Here is a 19471-nt window from a genome sequence, read left to right as displayed (position 1 = left end):
GCGCTGGCCAAGGCTCAAGGGCGATTAGTGCCGACAATTACGCGTTGAAACGCTTTGCGCCTTCACCGCCCATAGGCAAACGACTAAGCTAGGGCCATACGCACTATTTGCCTGGAAGTGTCATGCGCGGTCCCCTGTTCAGCCTGCTGTCCTGCCTGTTGGTTTCCTCCCTGAGCGTCTCTGCGGCCCAGGCCGCCACCCTGACGCAACAACGTCAATATTACGACCAAGCCAAAGCCGCACTGGCCAAGGGCGACAAAGGCCCTTACCAGCGCTATGCCAGCGCCCTGCGTGACTATCCGCTGGAGCCGTACCTGGCGTATGACGAACTGACCGCCCGACTGAAATGGGCGAGCAATGACGAAATCGAGAAATTCCTCGCCGAACATGGCGACCTGCCGCAGATCAGCTGGATGAAGCTGCGCTGGCTGCGCTGGCTGGCCGAGCGCGGCGAGTGGAAAACCTTTATCAACTACTACGACCCGGCGCTGAATTTCACCGAGCTCGACTGTTTGTATGGCCAATACCAGCTGAGCCATGGCATGCGCGCCGAAGGCAGTGCCACTGCCGAGAAACTCTGGCTGGTGGGTAAATCTCAGCCCAACGCCTGCGATCCGCTGTTCGCACTGTGGGCCGCTGAAGGCCAGCTCACCGAACAGAAGCGCTGGCAGCGCGCCAAACTGGCGGCCGAAGCCCGCAACTATGGCCTGGTCACTCACCTGATCAAGACCATGCCGACCTTGGGTAACCACGGCAAAAGCCTGCTGGAGGTAGCACAGAAACCTGAGCTACTTAAGCAAACCGCACGCTTTACCCAAACCGACCCGGCCATGGCCGATGTGGTTGGCCTGGGCCTGCGCCGCCTGGCCCGCCAGGACCCGGAAAGCGCACTCAAGCTGCTCGACGGCTATGCCCAACGGATGAAGTTCTCCAGCGAGGAACAGGTCGCCATCGCCCGCGAAATCGGCCTGACCCTGGCCAAGCGTTTCGATGCCCGCGCGCTGCAAGTCATGGCCAAGTACGACCCTGAGCTGCGCGACAACACTGTCAGTGAATGGCGCGCCCGCCTGCTGCTGCGCCTGGGCCGTTGGGATGAGGCCAACCAGCTAACGCGCCAGATGCCGGCCGAGCTGGGCAACACTAACCGCTGGCGCTACTGGCAGGCACGCAGCCTGCAACTGGCGCAACCCAACAGCCAGGAACCGAAAGTGCTGTACCAGGCGCTGGCCAAGGAACGTGATTTCTACGGCTTTATGGCCGCCGACCAGGTGCAGGCGCCCTACCAGCTGAATAACAAGCCGCTGGCGCTGAGCCCGCAGACCATCCAGAAAGTACGCAACTCAGCGGCGATTCGCCGTGCCTTGGAGTTCCACGCCCGTGGCCAGGTCGCCGATGGCAGGCGCGAGTGGTACAACGTCAGCCGCCTGTTTAGCCGTGACGAAATGGTCGCCCAGGCGCGCCTGGCCTACGAGATGGGCTGGTACTTCCCAGCCATTCGTACCATCAGCCAGGCGCAGTACTGGGACGATCTGGACGTACGCTTTCCGATGGCCCACCGCGACCAGTTGGTGCGTGAAGCGAAGAACCGAGACATTCACTCCAGCTGGGTATTTGCCATCACCCGCCAGGAAAGCGCCTTTATGGCCGATGCCAAATCCCACGTCGGCGCCATGGGTCTGATGCAGCTGATGCCGGCCACCGCCAAGGAAACTGCCAAGCGCTTTGGTATTCCACTGTCATCGCCGCAGCTGGCGTATCGCCCGGATATCAATATTCAGCTGGGTGCGGCCTACCTGAGCCAGATCTACGGTCAGTTCAACGGCAACCGCGTACTGGCGTCTGCCGCCTACAACGCCGGCCCAGGCCGTGTCCGGCAGTGGCTACGCGGTGCGGATCACCTGTCGTATGACGTGTGGATCGAGAACATTCCGTTTGATGAAACGCGCCAGTACGTGCAGAACGTGCTGTCCTACTCGGTGATCTACGGCGAGAAGCTCAACGCGCCGCAGCCACTGGTAGCCTGGCACGAACGTTACTTCGACCAATAACAGCTAACAGGCACGCTCAACAGCACCTGTTGCGCGTGCCTTGCCCGCCTATTCCAGCACCTGCACCGGCATATCCAAGCGCAAGTGCCCCTTGTCACAGGCGATCAGGTTCTGCCCGAAGTACACTTCGCCGTCACGCTCACGGTAGGTTTTCAGGGTGCTCAGCGGTTCGCGATCCGCACTGCGCTCGCCGGTCTGCGGGTCGAGAGTGGTCATGATGCAGCGCGAGCAACCCTTGACCACACGAAACTCCAGCTCACCGATGCGGATGCGCTTCCAACTGTCCTCGGCATAGGGCTCGCTGCCGCTGACCACCAGATTGGGGCGAAAACGCAGCATCGGCAACGACCGACCGACCCGCGCAGACAGATCATCCAGCGATGCCTGACCGATCAGCAGCAAAGGGAAGCCATCGGCAAACGCCACCTTGTTGCCCACCTCGGCATAGGCCGTATCGACCTGCCGCGCACGCGGCTCTGACACCTGCACCAGGCGGCAGGCACGGCCGAGAAACTGGCTCAGCCACTGCGCCGCCTGATCACCGGCATCCGCTACTTGCAAGCTGTCGCGCCAGATCGTCACACCGCGCAGCGGTGCCTGCTCATCCGGCACCGCCACCTGCAGCTCGGCCATACCTGGTGCACTCAGTTGCAGATGCGTGCTGCCCAACCAGCGCGCCTGCAACTGAGTCATCTGCGCCAGCAAACGTTGCGTAAGGAAGCGCCCACTTTCAGCATCGACTACCATCCAGCGACGATCACCCTGCACGCCCAAGGCGTCCAGCGCCGTTTCGCGCAAGACCTCGCCTGCCGCCGATTTCAGTGGATAACGGTACAACCCGGAGAGATGCAACATGAGCCCAGCTTCCGTTTGGCAAAACGCACTTATACGAGCAACCCGCCGCGCTCACAAGCCCGTCTTGGCCCTGCCGCTGCTGGTGCTGCTCAGCGCCTGCAGCGGCACCGCGCCGGATAACCTGGGCATCCATAACGGCCAACTGAGCGCCTGCCCAGACTCACCGAACTGCGTAAACAGCCAGGCCAGTGACGCGCGACACGCCATTGCGCCGCTGCCGCTGAAAGGCTCAACCGAAGAAACCCAGGCACACCTCAAAGCGCTACTCAGTGAAGAGTCACGCGTAAGCCTTGTAGAGGAAGCGCCGGGTTACCTGCGCGCGGAGTTCAGCAGCAAGCTGATGCGCTTTGTCGATGATGTGGAATTTATGATCGGCGCGAGCGCCGTGGATGTGCGCTCGGCATCGCGGCTGGGCTATGCGGATTTCGACGTCAACCGCGAACGCATCGAGCGACTGCGCCAGCGCCTTGGCGAGTAGCGCAGCCCTGGCCAGCGCTACTCCTGCTGGTGGATCAGCGCCAAGCGCTCGTGCACCACATCCACCAGTTTGTCCGGCTGAAATTTGGAGAGGAAGTTGTCGCAGCCGACCTTCTTCACCATAGCTTCGTTGAAGCTGCCGGACAGCGAGGTGTGCAGCACCACATACAAGTCCTTGAGGCGTGAATCGTTGCGGATTTCGGTGGTCAGGCGGTAGCCATCCATCTCCGGCATTTCCGCATCGGTGATCACCATCAGCAGCTTCTCGTGCACATCAACCCCTGCGTCAGCCCAGCTTTTCAACAGGTTCAGCGCGCGCAGGCCATCACTGGCGGCGTGGCAACGAATATCCAGTTGCGCCATGGTGCCCTTGAGCTGACTCATGGCCACGTTGGAATCGTCCACCAGCAGCACTTCGCGGCCCTTGGCGTATTCCAGCAGCGGATCGGCGAGTTTTTCCGGGGAAACCTTGGTGCTCATCGGGCTGATTTCCGCCAGCACCTTTTCCACGTCGATGACTTCGACGATCTGGTCTTCAACCTTGGTGATGGCAGTCAGGTAATGCTGACGCCCTGCCCCGCCCGGCGGCGGCAGGATGGATTCCCAGTTGAGATTGAGGATGCGCTCGACCCCACCAACCAAAAAAGCCTGCACCGAACGGTTGTACTCGGTGACGATGATGGTGCTGCGCTCATCCGGCACTATCGGGCGCATGCCGATGGCTTGGGACAGGTCGATCACCGGCAGCGTTTGCCCGCGCAGGTTAACCACGCCACAGACAAACCGGTGCCGCTGCGGCATCAGGGTCAGTTTGGGCATCTGCAGAACTTCCTGCACCTTGAATACGTTGATCGCAAACAACTGCCGACCCGCCAGGCGGAACATGAGGATTTCCAGGCGGTTCTCACCCACCAGCTGGGTGCGTTGGTTCACTGAGTCGAGAATGCCGGCCATCATGCGCTCCTGTTCACTTATCGATCTAGCCTAGCTCAAATAGCCATGCCCTGGTGTATCGGCCATCTGCCGCGCATCTGAAGGCAGATGGCGCTGCGCCATCATGCGACAAGCGCAGCGACGAGACCAGCCAGGCGACAGTACCGCCCGGCTTATTCCACCAACAGCAACGAATTTTCCGGCAAATGCACGCGCAGCGCGTTCGGCATTACCGCAAAGCGCAGCTTGCGACTTTCCATCGGCTCGCCATCCAGATTGAGATCCAGGCCTTGCGCTGCCTCGACCTCCAGCCAAGGCAGCCGCGCGCTCAAGGCCACGCTCTGCAAACCGTTGATACCGCCAGACAGCAGCGTGCCCAGGGTGCCGACCACATCAGCCGCCGCCGGCACGATGCAGATATCCAGCAAGCCATCATTGACCCACGCCTGCGGGCACAGCACATGCCCGCCGCCGGCCTGGCGACCATTGCCGATGCCGAGGGCAAGAAACTCGCCCTCCCATTGAAAATCCGGCCCGGTAAAGCGGCCGAACGACGACTGCACTTCGGCAAAACGAGTCAGCCCTGTCAAAAAATAAGCCGCGCCACCAAGTACGCGCTTGAGGTCTTCTGAGGTATTGGCGGTGACGTTGGAACCAAAACCGCCGGTGGCCATATTGAGAAACACTTGACCGTCGACTTCGCCCAGATCGATTGGCTGCGCCGGCCTATCCAACAAGGCCAACGCCGCCAAAGGCTCAAGCGGCACGCCGGCGGCACGGGCAAAATCATTGGCCGTACCCAGTGGCAACAGCGCCAGGCTGGCCTGGGTTTTTGCCAGTGCCATGGCTTCGGCCACATCGCGCAGGGTGCCATCACCACCGCCGGCAATCAGGGTCGGATAACCGGCCTGCAACGCCTCATTGACCAGACGCTGCGCATCGCCGCCTTCCCAGGTAACTCGCACATCCAGCTGCCAGCCCTCTTCACGACGCGCCTGCACGGCAGCACGCACCTCGGCATTGAGGGTTTGCTTGCCATGCAGAATCAGCAGCGCTTTACGTTCTTGCATTCCCGGCATCCTTTTCACGCTTCTAGGTAAAGACTCAGCGACACGGCTTGGGGTTGCGCTAGCTTGCTAGCCACGCATAAAACATCAAATAATCTGATTATTAAGCTCAATATTTACGCATTTTTAATCGTATTGATTTATTAGATCATCTGTCCATCGCCCACCAACACTGCCGCCAACAGCCGGTGTTATCAATGAGGATATGCAGATGATCGAAGTACGCCCCCTCGCCGAGCTCGGCGGTGCCCATCACGGCTGGCTGAATGCCCGTCATCACTTTTCCTTTGCCGAATACTATGACCCAGAGCGCATGAGCTGGGGGCCACTGCGGGTCTGGAACGATGATGAAATCGCGCCGCAGACGGGCTTTCCAACCCATCCGCACCGCGATATGGAAATCATCACCTATGTACGCCAAGGGGCCATCACCCACAAGGACAACCTGGGAAACCATGGCCGTACCGAAGCCGGTGATGTGCAGGTAATGAGCGCCGGCACCGGGATTGCACACAGCGAATACAACCTGGAAGACACCACCACCAAGATCTTCCAGATTTGGATTCAGCCCAACCAGTCGGGCCTGCCGCCATCCTGGGGCGCCAAGCCGTTCCCCAAAGGTGAACGCGCCGGCACCTTCGTCACCCTGGCCAGCGGCTTTGCCGAAGACCAGGACGCCCTGCCGATCCGCACCAACGCACGGATGGCCGCCGCTACCCTGCAAGCAGGCCAGAGCACCGAGTACCCGATTGGTGCAGCGCGCCGGGCTTATCTGGTGGCCGCCAGCGGCAGCATCGAGGTCAACGGCGTCAGCGCTCAGGCCCGTGATGGGGTGGCAGTCAGCGATGTCGAGGTGATCCGGGTGATGGCTATCGAAGACAGCGAAATCATCCTGGTGGATGTGGCCTAACAGCGGTGATGGCTTGGCCCGTAGGATGGGTCGGGCCGCGCAGGTTAGCCAAAGGCGTAACCCATCGATATGCCGATGGGTATCGCTTTGCTCAACCCATCCTACGCCGGGTAACCGGTGATTTTACGAATCGTCTGATACAGCGGCTTCAGTTGCTTGTACATACGCTGATAGACCTGCGTGTATAGCTGCTGATACACGCGCTGCGCTTCTGGATTGGGTGTGAACACGTCACCGACCCGGGTCATGGCTTTGATCGCTGTCGGGTAATCCGGATGCAACCCCAGGCCCACCGCGCAGTTGATCGCCGCGCCCAAACCGCTGGTTTCATACAAATGCGGGCGCTCGGCCGGCAGGCCAAAGATATCGGCGGTCAGCTGCATCGCCGCATCGCTCTGCGAGCCGCCACCGGAGACGCGCAGGCGGGTAATTTTCGTGCCCGAACGCTTCTCGATCTTCTCCTTGCCCTGGCGTAGGGCATAAGCCAACCCTTCCAGAATCGCCCGGTAGATGTGCGCACGGGTGTGCACATCGCCAAAACCGATGATCGAACCCTTGGCCTCAAGCCCTGGTTCGCGGATGCCCGGCGACCAGTACGGCTGCAGCATCAGGCCCATGGAGCCGGCTGGCACACTATTGACCAGCTCATCGAATAATGCCTCAGGCTCGACGCCCAGCTCCTTGGCCCGCTGCATTTCGCGCAGGCCGAATTCCTGCTTAAACCAGCTGACCATCCAGAAGCCGCGATAGATCATCACCTCGGTATTGAAGTGATCGGGAATCGCCGAGGGGTATGGCGGAATCAGCGGGATGGTTTCCAGGTAGTTGCTGCGCGTGGTGTTAATCGTCGCCGTGGTGCCATAGGACAAACAGGCCGTGCTCGCCTCGACCCCGCCAGCGCCAAGCACCTCACAGGCCTTGTCGGCGCCGGCAGCAATCAGTGGCAGGCCTTCGGGAATACCAGTGTGGCGGCTGGCGGCTGCCGTGATATGGCCGAGCAACTCACCCGGCTTGCGTAACTCAGGCAACTGCTCACGGCGCACCGGCATGGCCTGCCACTTCCAGTCGCTGTCCTTGGCCCACTGCAAGCCTTTGTAGTCGAACGGCAGATAGGCCACGCAACAGCCCACCGAGTCGACAAACCGGTCGCACAGCCGGTGAGTAAGAAACCCCGAGAGCAGCAGCACCTTGTGGGTATTGGCCCAGATGTCCGGCTGGTTCTGGGCGATCCAGTTGACCTCGGCCTGGGCGCGAAAGTAATCCACAGTGGCCTGTACTCCGGCGATCTTGAACAGCCAGCCCCAGGGCCCGGTGATCCGCCCTTCGACCTTGGCCTGGCGCTGATCGAGCCAGAGCATGGCCGGGCGCAGCGGTTGGCCCTGCTGATCGACATTGATCAGGGTGCCGCGCTGGGTGGTCAGCGATACGCCACGGATGTGACTGCGGTCGATCTCCACCTGTTGCCACAGCTGAGCGCAGGCCTCACCGAGGCTGGCCCAGTAATACTCGGGGTCCTGCTCGGCCCAGCCGGGCTGTTTGGAGTAGTAGGCCTCAAGCTCCACCTTGCCCTTGCCGAGCAGGTTGCCCTGAAGATCGAACAACAGCGCCCGGATACTCTGGGTGCCGTTGTCGATGGCCAGCAGGTAGTTTTTATCGCTCAAGGCACAATCCTTCTTGTTATAGCCCGGATGCAATCCGGGATGATCGTTCCCGGATTGCATCCGGGCTACCGCCTGATTGGTATCGCTGCGCTCAACCCATCCTACGGTCGAACGCGGGCTATGTAGGATGGGTGGAGCAAGGCGATACCCATCATTTCGATGCCGGCAAGCTGTAGCACTGCTGCCACAACGCCAAATAATCCGTTTCTTCCTGCTGCCAGCGCGCATCACTCCAACCCAGGCGGGCCTGACACAACGCACGCACATTCGGCAGCTCGGCCGCTGCGCCCTGAGCCAACAACAGGCCAAGGCGGGTGCGGCGCAGTAGCAGATCATCCAGGTGCAGCACCAGCTCCTGCTCGGCGGCCCAGGCCATTTCGGCCCACAGCGTATCCGTGCCGGCCACCTGCTCGACGCCTAGCTCTTCGAGCAGCGCAAGCAATTGCGGCAGCGCTCGGCCATAACGACCGATCAGGCGCTTCTGCTGAGCTGGGCTTAGGGTTGGCATTGGTTGGCTGGGCACCGCTGCAAAGGTCGCCGCGCCCTGGTCATCCACCGTACGCCCGACCATGGTTGCGCAGGCCTGCAGCACTTCCAGGGCCAGCAGGCGGAAGGTGGTCAGCTTGCCGCCGGCCAGCGTGACGCAGCCGGGCTCGACCCACAGCGCATGCTCACGCTTTTCATCCGAGGGTTTGCGTCCCGGTTCACCATCGCTGACCACCGGGCGCACGCCGGCCCAAGTCGACAGCACATCGGCCGCACCTATCCCGGCTGCGGGAAACTGCTGAGCGCAGGCATCGAGCAGATAAGTGACTTCGTCCGGACTGATCCGTGCTTCTTCAGCCAACGGGGCCGGGTGATCCAGATCAGTGGTGCCAATCACCGTTGCGCCTTCCCAAGGGAAGACAAATACCGGGCGTTTATCAGACGCGTGCATGAAGCTAAAGGCATGCGCCACCGGTAAGCGCCAGGCCGCCAGCAGCAGGTGGCTGCCGCGCAGTGGGCGGATATGCTCCAGCCCGGTTTTCTGCCGCAGCTGATCGGCCCAGGCACCGGTGGCCTGCGCCACGGCGCGAGTCTTGAAGCGATACTGCAGGCCGCTTTCAACATCTTCGGCAAGCAGGCCGGTGACCCGCCCACCCTCGCGCAGCAACTCGACCACGCGTATGCCATTCAGCGCTTCGCCGCCTTCGGCACGGGCCTCGCCCAGTACGCGCTGCACCAGCCGCGCATCGTCGGTCACCGCATCGAAAAACCGTGTACCACCGAGCAGGCCGTCTTCCTTCAGGCCTGGGGCCAGGTAGCGCAGCTGCTGCAAGGGGTAGTACAGATGATTGCGCTTGCCGGCCAGGGCGTCATACACCGCCAGCAGCCCGCCAAATACCTTGGGGCCAGGAAAGCCACCCTGGTAATGCGCCATAAGAAAACTCAAGGGGTCGACCAACCCCGGCGCTTCCTGCAGCAGGCGCTGGCGCTCGCGCACCGAATCCCGGGTCAGAGCAAACTGGCCCTTGGCGATATAGCGCAGCCCGCCATGCACCATCTTCGAGGAGCGACTGGAAGTGCCCCAGGCGAAGTCGCGCTGTTCCAGCAACAGGCATTTCCAGCCGCGCCGCGCTGCTTCACGCAGAATCCCGGCACCGCTGATACCGCCGCCCACCACGATCAAGTCCCAGTCGCGTGCGGCCAGCTCAGGCAAGGCCTGTTCGCGCCAGGCGGCGTTCCACTGAGTCATCATCAATCCTGCAGGAGCACGCCAGGTGCCAGGCGCTGCTCGGGGTCGAAATGCCCGGCCAAGGCCTTGAGCGTGGCCATGCCCAGTTCGCCCTTCTCCACCGGCAGGTAAGGCGCGTGATCGCGACCGACGCCGTGCTGATGGCTAATGGTGCCGCGGTTCTCGGCGATGGTCAGGCTGGCGGCGTGCTTGAGCTTGTGCCAGCGCGCCATGGCCTCGGCGTAGCTATTGCCAGGACGGAACACATAGGTGGTGTAAATGCTTGAGCCTTGGTTGTAGACGTGGGACAGGTGGGTAAACACATGCACCTGCTCGCCCTCCTCGCTCAGGCCAGTGCGCAGGCTGGTTTCGACCTTGTTCAGCAAGCTGTCGACATTACTCCAGTCGGTGGCGGTTTCCAGGGTGTCCACCGCGTAGCCGGCTGCCCACAGGCCATGACGCAGGTAGGGGAAACGGAAGCGGTTTTCTGCCCATTTTTTGCCCAGCAAAGTGCCGGTAAATACGCCACCAAAGCTCTTCAGCAACTTCTTCGCCTGTTTCAGCGAGGCGGCGTTCTGTGTGCGGCTGCCGGTCACGCCGAAAGTCAGCATGCACTTGCCCTCACGGGCGCCGCGCAGGGCCAGGTATTTCTCCAGCCAGGCGATCTGCTGCGGATGGCCGGCCAGGGCCAGCTGAGTCTGGGTTTCGATGGCGTTGGACAGGCGCAGCATCGACAGCGGCACCCGCGCCTGAGCCAGGCTGCGAATAGCGTTCAGCGCCTGCTGCCAGTTGGGCAGGAACACCGCATAGAAATGCTCCTGTTCGGCCAGGCGAGTGATGCGCACCTTGACCTCGGAAATGATGCCGAAGCGCCCTTCCGAACCCATCAGGATTTCACGCAGGTCGGGGCCGGCGGCAGAAGCCGGGAAGGTCGGAATCTCCAGGGTGCCGGCGAAGGTCTCGACCTTACCGCCGGCAAACAGCTGTTCGATGCGCCCGTAGCGCAGCGATTGCTGGCCGCTGGAGCGGCTGGCCACCCAACCGCCGAGGGTCGACAGCTCCCAGGACTGCGGGAAATGACCGAGGGTGTAGCCCTGGGCGCGCAACTGGCTTTCCACCTGCGGGCCAGTGGCACCGGGGCCGAAAGTGGCGATCAGGCTGTCGTGGTCGATCTCGATCAGCTTGCCCATGCGCTCAAGCGACAGGGTTAGCACCGGTTTGCTGCCGGCCTGCGGGTTGATATGCCCGGCCACCGAGGTGCCGCCGCCGTAGGGAATCACGATCAGATCCTGCTGGCTGGCCCAGGCTAGCAACTCGCGGATCTGCGCGGCGCTCTCCGGATAAGCGACGCCATCGGGGAACACACCAAAATCACCGGAACGCATCGCCAGCCAGTCCGGCAGGCTCTGGCCACGGGCGTGGCGCAGGCGGTCTTCGGCATTCAGACAGATCAGCGGATGGGCCTGCAAACGCGAGGTCGGCACCGTCGCCAGCACCTGCTCCAGGCTGGCATCGGCAAGCAACTGGCCAGGGCCGACCAGTTCAGCGAGAAAAGCCTCGCCATGGGCCGGCAGTTCCACCACTGTTGCTTCATCACCCCAGCCGTTCCAACGTCGCATCTGTGTCTCCCGGATATTTCAGTCACCCTCGATGGCTGCCTATACTAGCTGGCCGCGTCAGGGCGTCACTGTCGAATCGGGACAGGCGCTATCGCCAATCAAGACATTCAGAATAAGAAGATGACCGACAACCTCGGCTACACCTCAGTCCCCTCCCTGCTTAAGTACCTGCGCCACGCCGAGCAATTGGATCTGGATATCGACCAGGCCCTGACGGCGGCCGGGCTCACAGCCGAGGACCTGGCGGACAACAGCCGGCGCATCCCCAGCGAAACCCATGAGCGCCTGCTTGCGCACCTGCTGCGCGTCTCCAATGACCCGCTGTTCGGCCTGCATTGCGCGCGCTTTGTGCAGCCAGGCTCCTGGAGCGTGCTGGGCTATATCACCATGAACTGCGCGACCCTCGGTGAGGCCATGAGCCGCATCGTGCCTTATGAAAAATTGGTGGGTGATATGGGCGTCAGCCGGGTCGAGGCAGGCGCAGACCACGTTCGCCTGATCTGGACCTGCCGTCATCAGGCTGAACCGATCCGCCGGCATATGGTGGAGAACGTACTGGCTTCGTGGTTGCTCTATGCGCGCTGGATCTCCGATTCGGACAGTTCGCCGCGGGAGGTATGGTTCGAGCACGCCCCACCTGAGGGCGTCGATATTGCCGAGTACCAGGCGATTTTCGGCTGCCCGATCCGCTTCGAGCAAAGCAGCAATGCGCTGATCGTGCCGCTGGAATACCTCGCCGTGCCGCTGCGCCAGGCCGACGCCAACCTGTTGCGCACCCTGGAAGAACACGCACTGACCCTGATGGCCGGACTGGACGACAACGAGCCGCTGCCGCAACGGGTGAAGAACGCCCTGCGCCTGCTGCTCAGGGATGGTTTGCCGCGCAAGGAACGGGTGGCGGAGAAATTCAATATGACGGTGCGCACCCTGCAGCGTCATCTGCAGCTGGCCGGCACCAGCTACCAGCAGATTCTCGATGAACTTCGCCAGGAACTGGCCGAGCACTACCTGCTGCGCAGCGACCTGGCGATTCAGGATATCGCCAGCTACCTGGGCTTTACCGAGTCACGCTCGTTCCACCGCAGTTTCAAAGGCTGGACTGGGCAGACGCCGGGCGAATTTCGCGAAAGCCGGCGCAATAGCTGACACCCATGGTGGATGGGTGAAGTGCCATCCACCCTACTCCCAGGCACGCGCTACACCATCACCGTAGGGTGGATGACGCTGTTTTCATCCACCATAAAGCCAGCCAGGTCCTACCCAAGAATCTCGCTAAGCGGAATAAACCTCAGGCTATCGCCCTCGGCCAGCGTGGTGTTTTCCAACACTTCGGCAAAACCCTCGGCCCAAGCGGCGCTGCGCAGCACCCCGGAACTCTGGTTCGAGTAAGGCACCACGCGGCCATTCTCCAGACGCGCACGCAGGTATTCGCGGCGATTGCCCGGCTTGCTCCAAGCGAAACCGGCCGGCATCGGAAAGCCCAAAGGCTCGACCCGCTGCACGCCAAGGCGGCGCAGCAGATACGGCCGCGCCAGCAAACCGAAGGTCACCAGCGTCGAGGCCGGGTTGCCCGGCAGGCCGATCACCGGCACGCCACGGAACTGCCCGCAGGTCAGCGGTTTTCCCGGTTTGATCGCCAATTTCCACAGCGCCAGTTCGCCCTCTTCACGCAGGGCCATACCCAGGAAATCCGCCTCGCCTACCGACACCCCGCCGGTGGAGAGGATCAGGTCGACATCACTTAAAGCACCTAGCGCCGCGCGGGTCAGTTCCAGGTCATCAAGCAGAATGCCGCCGTCCACCACCTCGCAACCCAGACGTTGCAGCCAGGCAATCAGTAAACGTCGGTTGCTGTTGTAGATCTGCCCGGGCCCCAGCGGCTGGCCCGGTTCGACCAGCTCATCCCCCGTAGACAGCACAGCCACGCGTGGCCGCCGGCGTACGGTCAATTCGGCGCAACCCAGGGACGCAGCCAGCCCCAGTTCAATCGGGCCCAGACGCGTGCCGGCCGGCAATACCGAATCGCCGATACGGGTTTCCTGCCCCTGGGCGCGCACGTTCTGCCCGAGCTTGAGCGGCTCGCTAAAGGCAACGCGGCCGTCTTCGTCGAGCACGGCGTTTTCCTGCATTTCCACGCTATCGGCGCCGGCCGGCAATGGCGCGCCGGTAAAGATCCGCGCGCAGGTGCCAGGCTGTAACGGCTGCGGCGCGCTACCGGCCTGGATACGTTGACTGACGACCAGCGGCTCGCCACTCCAATCGGCCAGGCGCAAGGCGTAGCCATCCATGGCGCTGTTGTCCCAAGGCGGCAGATCAAGCGCAGCAACCAGCGGCTCGGCCAATACCCGGCCAGCGGCGTCGCTCAGATTGACCCGCTCGCATTCAACAATCGCGCTGGTCTCAGCCTGGGCCAGCAAACGCGCCAACGCCGCCTCAACGGGCATCAATCCCGGCTTGTCACAGCCGCTCATCCACGGCTCTCGCAGGCGGCCACCGACTTGAGGTGCGGGACAAAATTGCACGGGCGATGACGGTTATCCAGCTGCTCACCGAGGATGCCATCCCAGGCAGTGCGGCAGGCATTGGTCGAACCCGGCAGGCAGCACACCAGGGTGCCGTTAGCCAGGCCAGCCAGGGCGCGGGATTGAATGGTCGAGGTGCCGATATCAGGCACGGAAATCTGCCGGAACAGCTCACCAAAACCATCCACCTGCTTATCCAGCAAACAGCTCACCGCTTCCGGCGTACTGTCACGGCCGGTAAAGCCGGTGCCGCCAGTAATCAGCACCACCTGCACCTGGTCTTCGGCAATCCAGGTAGCAACCTGGGCGCGAATTTTGTACAGATCGTCCTTGAGCAAAACCCGTGCAGCGAGCTGGTGGCCGGCGGCCTGCAGGCGGTCGACAAACAGCTGGCCGGAGGTGTCGGTATCCAGGCTGCGGGTGTCGCTGACGGTCAACACCGCGATATTCAAGGGCACGAAATGTGCCTCGGCCTTGTGGTTCATGGCAGGCTTCCAGTTATGGGCGATAATGCCCGCCGTTATATCACAGGCCCGCTTTCGGAGACTGCGCATGCCCGCTGCAACCACCCTGCCGCGTTGTTCTGTTTTGCTGCTTGCTGGCGGCCGTGGGCAACGCATGGGCGGCGCCGACAAGGGCCTGCTCAACTGGCAAGGTCGCCCTCTGATCGCCTGGCTGCAGGAGCTGGTACGACCGCTGACCGATGATCTGATCATCTCCTGCAACCGCAACGCCGAGCGCTATGCGCCCTACGCGGATCGTTTGGTCAGTGATGATGAGGCTGACTTCCAGGGCCCACTGGCGGGCATTCGCGCCGGCCTGCGCGCCGCACGCCAGGCGAATATGCTGATCCTGCCGTGTGATGCCCCACAACTCGACAGGTCGCTGCTCGAAGCGCTACTGAGCCTGGCCGGTGAGCGCGCAGTCGTGGTGCGCCAGGGCGCGTTTCTCGAACCGCTGTTTAGCGTTATTCCCCGCGCACTGCATGCCGACCTGGAACAGGCCTGGCAAGCCGGTGAACGCAGCCCGCAACGCTGGTTGCGCAGCCTTGATCCATTGACAGTGGCGTGCCCACTCGATGACCCTCGCCTGGCCAACCTAAACACCCCGGACTTGCTGGCGACACGCGGATAAATGCCGGCAAGGGAACTTGATCGGCAAAGTTTCGTCACAAGCAGGGTAAAAACCCCTATCAATCAAGGAGAAACCCATGACTCAGCGGATTATTCCAGCATTGCTGCTTACCTTGGGCCTGGTCGCGCTGACTGGTTGCGCGTCCCCGACTGTAATCACACTCAATGATGGCCGCGAAATCCAGACCATCGACGAGCCGAATTTTGACGAGGATTCGGGCTTCTACGAGTTCGAACAACTCGATGGCAAACGCGCCAAGGTCAACAAGGATCAAGTGCGTACCGTCAAAGAGCTGTAAGCCGATAACCCAGGCGTTGCCATGTACTACTTGCCCAGCGCCTGGGCTCTGAACGATATATTCAACACGTTTGGTCAATAGAAAAAATCAAAAGCTAACCGCTTGTGCGGTAAAACTTTCTCAGTAAAATCTTGACCCATTCGGAGTGTAGCGCAGCTTGGTAGCGCGTCTCGTTCGGGACGAGAAGGTCGCAGGTTCGAATCCTGTCTCTCCGACCAGATCACACAAAAAAGCCCGCTTAATTGCGGGCTTTTTTGTGTCTGCAGCAAGCCTATTGCAGGCTTTCGAATGCATACACCAGAGCCTTGCTGAGGTCCACGGTGGAGAACTTGGTCAACACGTCATTGGCGCCGACTGCCTTGGCTTTTTCGGTGTTCATGGTGCTGTCGAGCGAGGTGTGCAGCAGCACATAGATCTGCCCGATATCCGGTTTCTTACGCAGCGTGCGCACCAGGTCGTAGCCGTCCATTTCCGGCATTTCGATATCCGACACCAGCACCTCGATGGGCTCCCCAGCATCGAATTGCCGCTGTAGCAACTCAAGCGCGTCGGCAGCGCTGCGCACCATCTGGCAATCCAGTTCCAGCTTGCGCAGGGTAATCATGGTCTGGTGCAGCGCGACGTGGGAGTCATCCACCACCAGCACGCGACGCCCCTTGAGCAGCGCGCGCTCGCGTTCTGAGAGCAGCCGCTCATCCAGTTCCTCGACACTCATCGGCGCGAGTTCGTGCAGGACTTTCTCGATATCGAGAATCTGCACAATCTTGCCGTCGATCTGCGTCACCCCGGTGATAAAAGCTTTGCTGCCAGAACCTGCCGGCGGCGGACGGACATCGCGGGTGTAGCACTGCACGATGCGCTCTACGCTTTGTACATGCAGGCCCTGACGCGAACGACTGAGCTCGGTGACAATCAGGCAGCCGTCATTGTTACCTGGCACGCCCTGCTCGCCGATGGCCTTGCCCAGGTCGATCACCGTCAGCGCCGCCCCTCGCAGGGTGGCCACGCCACGTACATGGGGATGACGGCTGGGCAGTTTGGTCAGCGCCGGGCAGGGAATGATTTCCTGAACCTTGAGCAGGTTGATCCCCAACAAGCGACCACTGTGCAAACGAAACAGCAGCAGCGACAGGGCGTCTCCAAGCACCATGCTCATTGATCTTCTTCCTTCACTAAATCATTAACCGCCGCGCGCCTATCGAGCATCAGGCGCTACGCAAAAAATCGACAATCTGTTCGGCTTCGAATGGCCAGTTCAACTCGGCCCCGGTGTCGCTGCGGCGCAGCACCGGAATGCGCAGAGCATAGTCTTCGACCCAGTGTTCCTGCTCGGCAATATCGACCAGTTCGACCAGCAGGCCGTGCTCGACAAAAGGCATCAGCAACGCTTCGGCCACCTCGCACAGGTGGCAGCCGAGCGTACCGAATAATTGACATTCCGGGAGCATCTGCGCACCTCCACTGACTACTGGAGGTGCAGTTTAGCACTGCCCCAGGCTCAGGCGTCCGTGGACTTGCTGCTGTCTAGGGCGGGGTTGAGCAGGTTCTGCAGGCCATCAAGCAGACGGCTGTTGAGCTGCTCGGCCTTGTCCAGACGAGCGCCATCAAAACGCTCATCCAGCGAGAAGCCGCCTTTGAGCAGCTCCAGCAGGCTGGCTTTGCCTGTGCCTTCTTCAGCCACCTGATTGGCGCTGCGCAGCGCTTCGAGCAGACCCTGGGCGTACTCGATCAGCGAGTTGTTGACTGCACTGGCAGCCTGGCCGCCGCCTTGCGCTACAGCGCTGTAGGCATCGGTCGCCTGGCGCACAGTGGTTTGCGTCAGACGCAGGGACATGGACGCCAACTGTTCGCCATCCATTTCCAGCGCCATGGCGCGGTCGAAGGCGCCGGACAGATCGCCGGCATAGAACTTGTTGGACAGCTCCTGCACCTGGCCGAAGAGTTTTTCCAGTGCAGCAAGCTCTTTATCATCCAGCTCGCCTTCAACGCTGACCTGCCAGGCACCAATCTGCAAGCTGCCGGACTGGCTACTGGCAACCACCGAGCTGCCGTTGCCGTTGCTGCTGGTAACAACACCACTCTGCGACCAGTTGGCCGAGGCCTGGGCAATGGAAATACGCAGGCGATCACCATCACGGGTGGTCACCTGCATATCGAAGGTTTCGGCCTTGGCGGCAAAGCGCTCGCTGTAGGCAGCAAGCTTGGTAGTGCCCTCAACCAGCGCCGCATCTGGATTAAAGCGCTTGTTCAGGTCGCTGAAACCGTCCTGAATCTTCTGGTAGGTGTCGTCGATATCGCTCGCCACCTTGCCTTGCAAAACGCCCATACCGTCGAGAATCTTGCGCGCTTCGGCAAAGCCCTTTTCCACGCCGCTGCGGGCCTGGTCGAGAAGCTTCTGCAGCTTGCCGGTATCGGCACCGGCGGCTTGCTCGCTTTGCAGGCGCTGCTCGATAAAGCTGAGAATGCGCCCGGCAACTTTCTCCGGGGTGTAGTCATTGGCCTTACCGGCCAGCGCACCCGGCTCCAGCCCAAGGCGTTCAGCCAGGCGGTTGGCCAGCGTCGCCTGCGCATCGGCAGCATTGCGTACAACCGGCTGAGCGGTAACGGAAGTGGGACGTGAAGCGGAGGATAAATTTGCGGCCAGGGGGTTCATGGCAAAGTACCTAGGCGGTGTATCTGACTGGTTGGCGGCCGTGTGGGATAAAACTTTAGCCTGATTAGGGATAACCCGATCAGCGGTGCGCCTGGCAGGCTAGAGCGATTGCGGCAGCAACTGCTGCATGCCGAGCCGGCACAGACCTTGCCCGAGCAGACCAAAGTCTAAAAGCCAAGCATAAGCCCCCATGCTTTATTGCGCCTCGCTGTAACAGATCGGCCACAAGCCGACCCGCACACACGAGGAGCTAACAATAATGACTCAATCTCCCCTCGCCCGCGCTGTGGCACTCGCCACACTGGGCACCTGCCTCACCCTGCCATCGCTGGCCCAGGCAGAGTTTATCAAGGACAGCAAAGCCACCGTTGAAGCGCGTAACTTCTACTTCAACCGTGACTTCCGGCAGGAAGGCGCTGCCCAGCACAAGCAAGAAGAATGGGCGCAGGGCTTTATCCTGCGTATGGACTCAGGTTACACCGAAGGCACCGTTGGTTTCGGTGCTGACGCCATCGGCATGTTCGGCTTCAAGCTGGATTCCGGTAACGGCACCGCTGGTAGCGGCCTGCTGGTCCCGGACCGTTCGTCCGGCGGTTCGCAGGACAACTACTCCGGTCTGGCCGTAGCAGCCAAAGCCAAGATGTCCAAAAGCACCCTGCGTGTCGGCGGTATGCAGTTTAAAAACCAAGCCATTGCCTCCAGCGACGCACGCCTGCTGCCTCAGGTATTCCAGGGCGGGCACCTGCTTTCCCAGGAAATCGACGGTCTGACCCTGGACATGGGCCATGTGCGCGAAGTCAACGGTCGTAACTCCAATGACTATGAAGATATCGCCCTGACCACTGGTGGCCGTCGCGGCATCACCACTACCGGCGGGGCTACCACCGACTCGTTCAGCTTCTTCGGTGGCAACTACAAGATCACCCAGGATCTGACAGCTGGTTACTATCACTCCCAACTGGAGGATATGTACAAGCAAAATTCCTTCAGCCTGGTGCACGTACTGCCCCTGGCCGACAAGCAGACCCTGAAGACCGATCTGCGCTATGCCCGCTCCACCGACGACAGCCGCAGCAACATTGATAACAAAGCCCTTGGCGCCATGCTTACCTACGGCATTGAAGGACACAGCTTTGGTCTGGGTTACCAGAAAATGAGCGGCGACACCGGTTTTGCCTATATCAACGGCACCGATCCGTTCCTGGTCAACTATGTGCAGATCAGCGACTTTGCCAACAAGGACGAGCAGTCCTGGCAAGCGCGCTATGACTTCAACTTTGCCAGCATCGGCATTCCGGGTCTGACCTTTATGACCCGTTACCTGACCGGTGACAACGTTGAGCTGGGCGCCAACCGTTCCGAAGGTAAGGAATGGGAACGCAACAGCGAGCTGATGTATGTATTCCAAGAAGGCGCATTGAAGAACCTCGGCGTGCGCTGGCGCAATGCGACTGTACGCTCGAACTTTGCCAACGACATCGACGAGAACCGCCTGATCGTCAGCTACACCCTGCCGCTGCTGTAACAGCAACTTGACGGTAATAAAAAAGGCTATGTACCCGTTATCTGTTGAGTCATCC

At 61.3% G+C, this 19471-nt stretch carries 18 protein-coding genes and 1 tRNA gene; 8 read left to right on the top strand and 11 right to left on the bottom strand.

Annotated elements, in window-relative coordinates; all coding sequences use genetic code 11:
* The first annotated feature begins 122 nt into the window (after positions 1–122).
* Entirely contained in the window at positions 123–2048 is a 1926-nt protein-coding gene (locus Q8M42_RS15500; RefSeq protein ID WP_304862878.1) for a transglycosylase SLT domain-containing protein, read from the top strand.
* Between the two features lie 48 nt (positions 2049–2096).
* Here the strand turns inward: Q8M42_RS15500 and Q8M42_RS15495 are convergent, their stop codons facing one another.
* On the bottom strand, positions 2097–2903 hold the full coding sequence (locus tag Q8M42_RS15495) for an MOSC domain-containing protein (protein WP_304862876.1): 807 nt from the start codon (positions 2901–2903) through the stop codon (positions 2097–2099).
* A 64-nt stretch (positions 2904–2967) separates the two neighbouring features.
* Between Q8M42_RS15495 and Q8M42_RS15490 the strand changes: the two genes are divergently transcribed.
* A complete protein-coding gene (locus Q8M42_RS15490) occupies positions 2968–3381 on the top strand; it encodes a DUF1499 domain-containing protein (protein ID WP_305284425.1) in 414 nt (137 codons plus the stop codon).
* A gap of 17 nt (positions 3382–3398) precedes the next feature.
* Here the strand turns inward: Q8M42_RS15490 and Q8M42_RS15485 are convergent, their stop codons facing one another.
* Together Q8M42_RS15485 and yegS are read right to left on the bottom strand one after the other, a co-directional pair.
* Positions 3399–4334, bottom strand: coding sequence for a chemotaxis protein CheV (locus Q8M42_RS15485; RefSeq protein ID WP_304862872.1), 936 nt, complete (start codon positions 4332–4334; stop codon positions 3399–3401).
* 152 nt (positions 4335–4486) lie between these two features.
* Positions 4487–5383 carry a lipid kinase YegS gene (yegS, locus tag Q8M42_RS15480; protein WP_304862870.1) on the bottom strand — a complete coding sequence of 299 codons (897 nt, stop codon included), beginning with the start codon at positions 5381–5383 and terminating at the stop codon, positions 4487–4489.
* Between the two features lie 208 nt (positions 5384–5591).
* On the opposite strand from yegS, the gene Q8M42_RS15475 reads away from it, so the two are divergent.
* The gene (locus Q8M42_RS15475) at positions 5592–6290 is read left to right on the top strand and encodes a pirin family protein (RefSeq protein WP_304862868.1); all 699 of its coding nucleotides are present in this window, start codon (positions 5592–5594) and stop codon (positions 6288–6290) included.
* Between the two features lie 101 nt (positions 6291–6391).
* Here the strand turns inward: Q8M42_RS15475 and Q8M42_RS15470 are convergent, their stop codons facing one another.
* From Q8M42_RS15470 to Q8M42_RS15460, 3 genes are all read right to left on the bottom strand, one after another.
* Positions 6392–7951 (bottom strand): FGGY-family carbohydrate kinase, encoded by a 1560-nt coding sequence (locus tag Q8M42_RS15470; protein ID WP_304862865.1) that lies wholly within the window; start codon positions 7949–7951, stop codon positions 6392–6394.
* A gap of 151 nt (positions 7952–8102) precedes the next feature.
* Positions 8103–9686: a glycerol-3-phosphate dehydrogenase/oxidase gene (locus Q8M42_RS15465; protein WP_304862863.1), complete on the bottom strand. Its 1584-nt coding sequence runs from the start codon at positions 9684–9686 to the stop codon at positions 8103–8105.
* Positions 9687–9688: 2 nt separating this feature from the next.
* A complete protein-coding gene (locus Q8M42_RS15460) occupies positions 9689–11284 on the bottom strand; it encodes an FAD-binding oxidoreductase (RefSeq protein ID WP_304862861.1) in 1596 nt (531 codons plus the stop codon).
* A 120-nt stretch (positions 11285–11404) separates the two neighbouring features.
* On the opposite strand from Q8M42_RS15460, the gene Q8M42_RS15455 reads away from it, so the two are divergent.
* Entirely contained in the window at positions 11405–12430 is a 1026-nt protein-coding gene (locus tag Q8M42_RS15455; RefSeq protein WP_304862858.1) for an AraC family transcriptional regulator, read from the top strand.
* A gap of 110 nt (positions 12431–12540) precedes the next feature.
* Here Q8M42_RS15455 and glp read toward each other — a convergent pair whose 3' ends face one another.
* Positions 12541–13755: a gephyrin-like molybdotransferase Glp gene (gene glp / locus Q8M42_RS15450; RefSeq protein WP_304862856.1), complete on the bottom strand. Its 1215-nt coding sequence runs from the start codon at positions 13753–13755 to the stop codon at positions 12541–12543.
* Positions 13752–14291 (bottom strand): molybdenum cofactor biosynthesis protein B, encoded by a 540-nt coding sequence (gene moaB, locus Q8M42_RS15445; RefSeq protein ID WP_274088643.1) that lies wholly within the window; start codon positions 14289–14291, stop codon positions 13752–13754. Before moaB ends, glp begins: the two co-directional genes overlap by 4 nt.
* A gap of 67 nt (positions 14292–14358) precedes the next feature.
* Here moaB and mobA point away from each other — a divergent pair, with 67 nt between their 5' ends.
* From mobA to Q8M42_RS15430, 3 genes are all read left to right on the top strand, one after another.
* Positions 14359–14940 (top strand): molybdenum cofactor guanylyltransferase MobA, encoded by a 582-nt coding sequence (mobA, locus tag Q8M42_RS15440; RefSeq protein ID WP_304862849.1) that lies wholly within the window; start codon positions 14359–14361, stop codon positions 14938–14940.
* Positions 14941–15016: 76 nt separating this feature from the next.
* Complete coding sequence (locus Q8M42_RS15435; RefSeq protein ID WP_304862847.1) at positions 15017–15238, top strand: YgdI/YgdR family lipoprotein; 222 nt, start codon at positions 15017–15019, stop codon at positions 15236–15238.
* 141 nt (positions 15239–15379) lie between these two features.
* Positions 15380–15456: transfer RNA gene (locus tag Q8M42_RS15430), tRNA-Pro, on the top strand.
* 53 nt (positions 15457–15509) lie between these two features.
* On the opposite strand, the gene Q8M42_RS15425 is transcribed toward Q8M42_RS15430, so the two are convergent.
* From Q8M42_RS15425 to Q8M42_RS15415, 3 genes are read right to left on the bottom strand one after another with little or no spacing between them, the layout of a single operon-like run.
* Positions 15510–16394 carry a chemotaxis protein CheV gene (locus Q8M42_RS15425; protein ID WP_304862845.1) on the bottom strand — a complete coding sequence of 295 codons (885 nt, stop codon included), beginning with the start codon at positions 16392–16394 and terminating at the stop codon, positions 15510–15512.
* A gap of 49 nt (positions 16395–16443) precedes the next feature.
* Complete coding sequence (locus tag Q8M42_RS15420) at positions 16444–16686, bottom strand: glutaredoxin family protein (RefSeq protein ID WP_304862842.1); 243 nt, start codon at positions 16684–16686, stop codon at positions 16444–16446.
* A gap of 50 nt (positions 16687–16736) precedes the next feature.
* Positions 16737–17891, bottom strand: a complete 1155-nt coding sequence (locus Q8M42_RS15415; protein ID WP_304862840.1) for a DUF5610 domain-containing protein — start codon at positions 17889–17891, stop codon at positions 16737–16739.
* Between the two features lie 259 nt (positions 17892–18150).
* Here Q8M42_RS15415 and Q8M42_RS15410 point away from each other — a divergent pair, with 259 nt between their 5' ends.
* Positions 18151–19416 (top strand): OprD family porin, encoded by a 1266-nt coding sequence (locus tag Q8M42_RS15410; protein WP_304862837.1) that lies wholly within the window; start codon positions 18151–18153, stop codon positions 19414–19416.
* The last annotated feature ends 55 nt before the right edge of the window (positions 19417–19471 follow it).

It is taken from the genome of Pseudomonas sp. (genome assembly GCF_030684895.1).
In the GTDB taxonomy this organism is placed as follows: domain Bacteria; phylum Pseudomonadota; class Gammaproteobacteria; order Pseudomonadales; family Pseudomonadaceae; genus Aquipseudomonas.
Note: the sequence above shows the minus strand (reverse complement) of the source record. Positions and strands in the feature narration are given on the sequence as shown.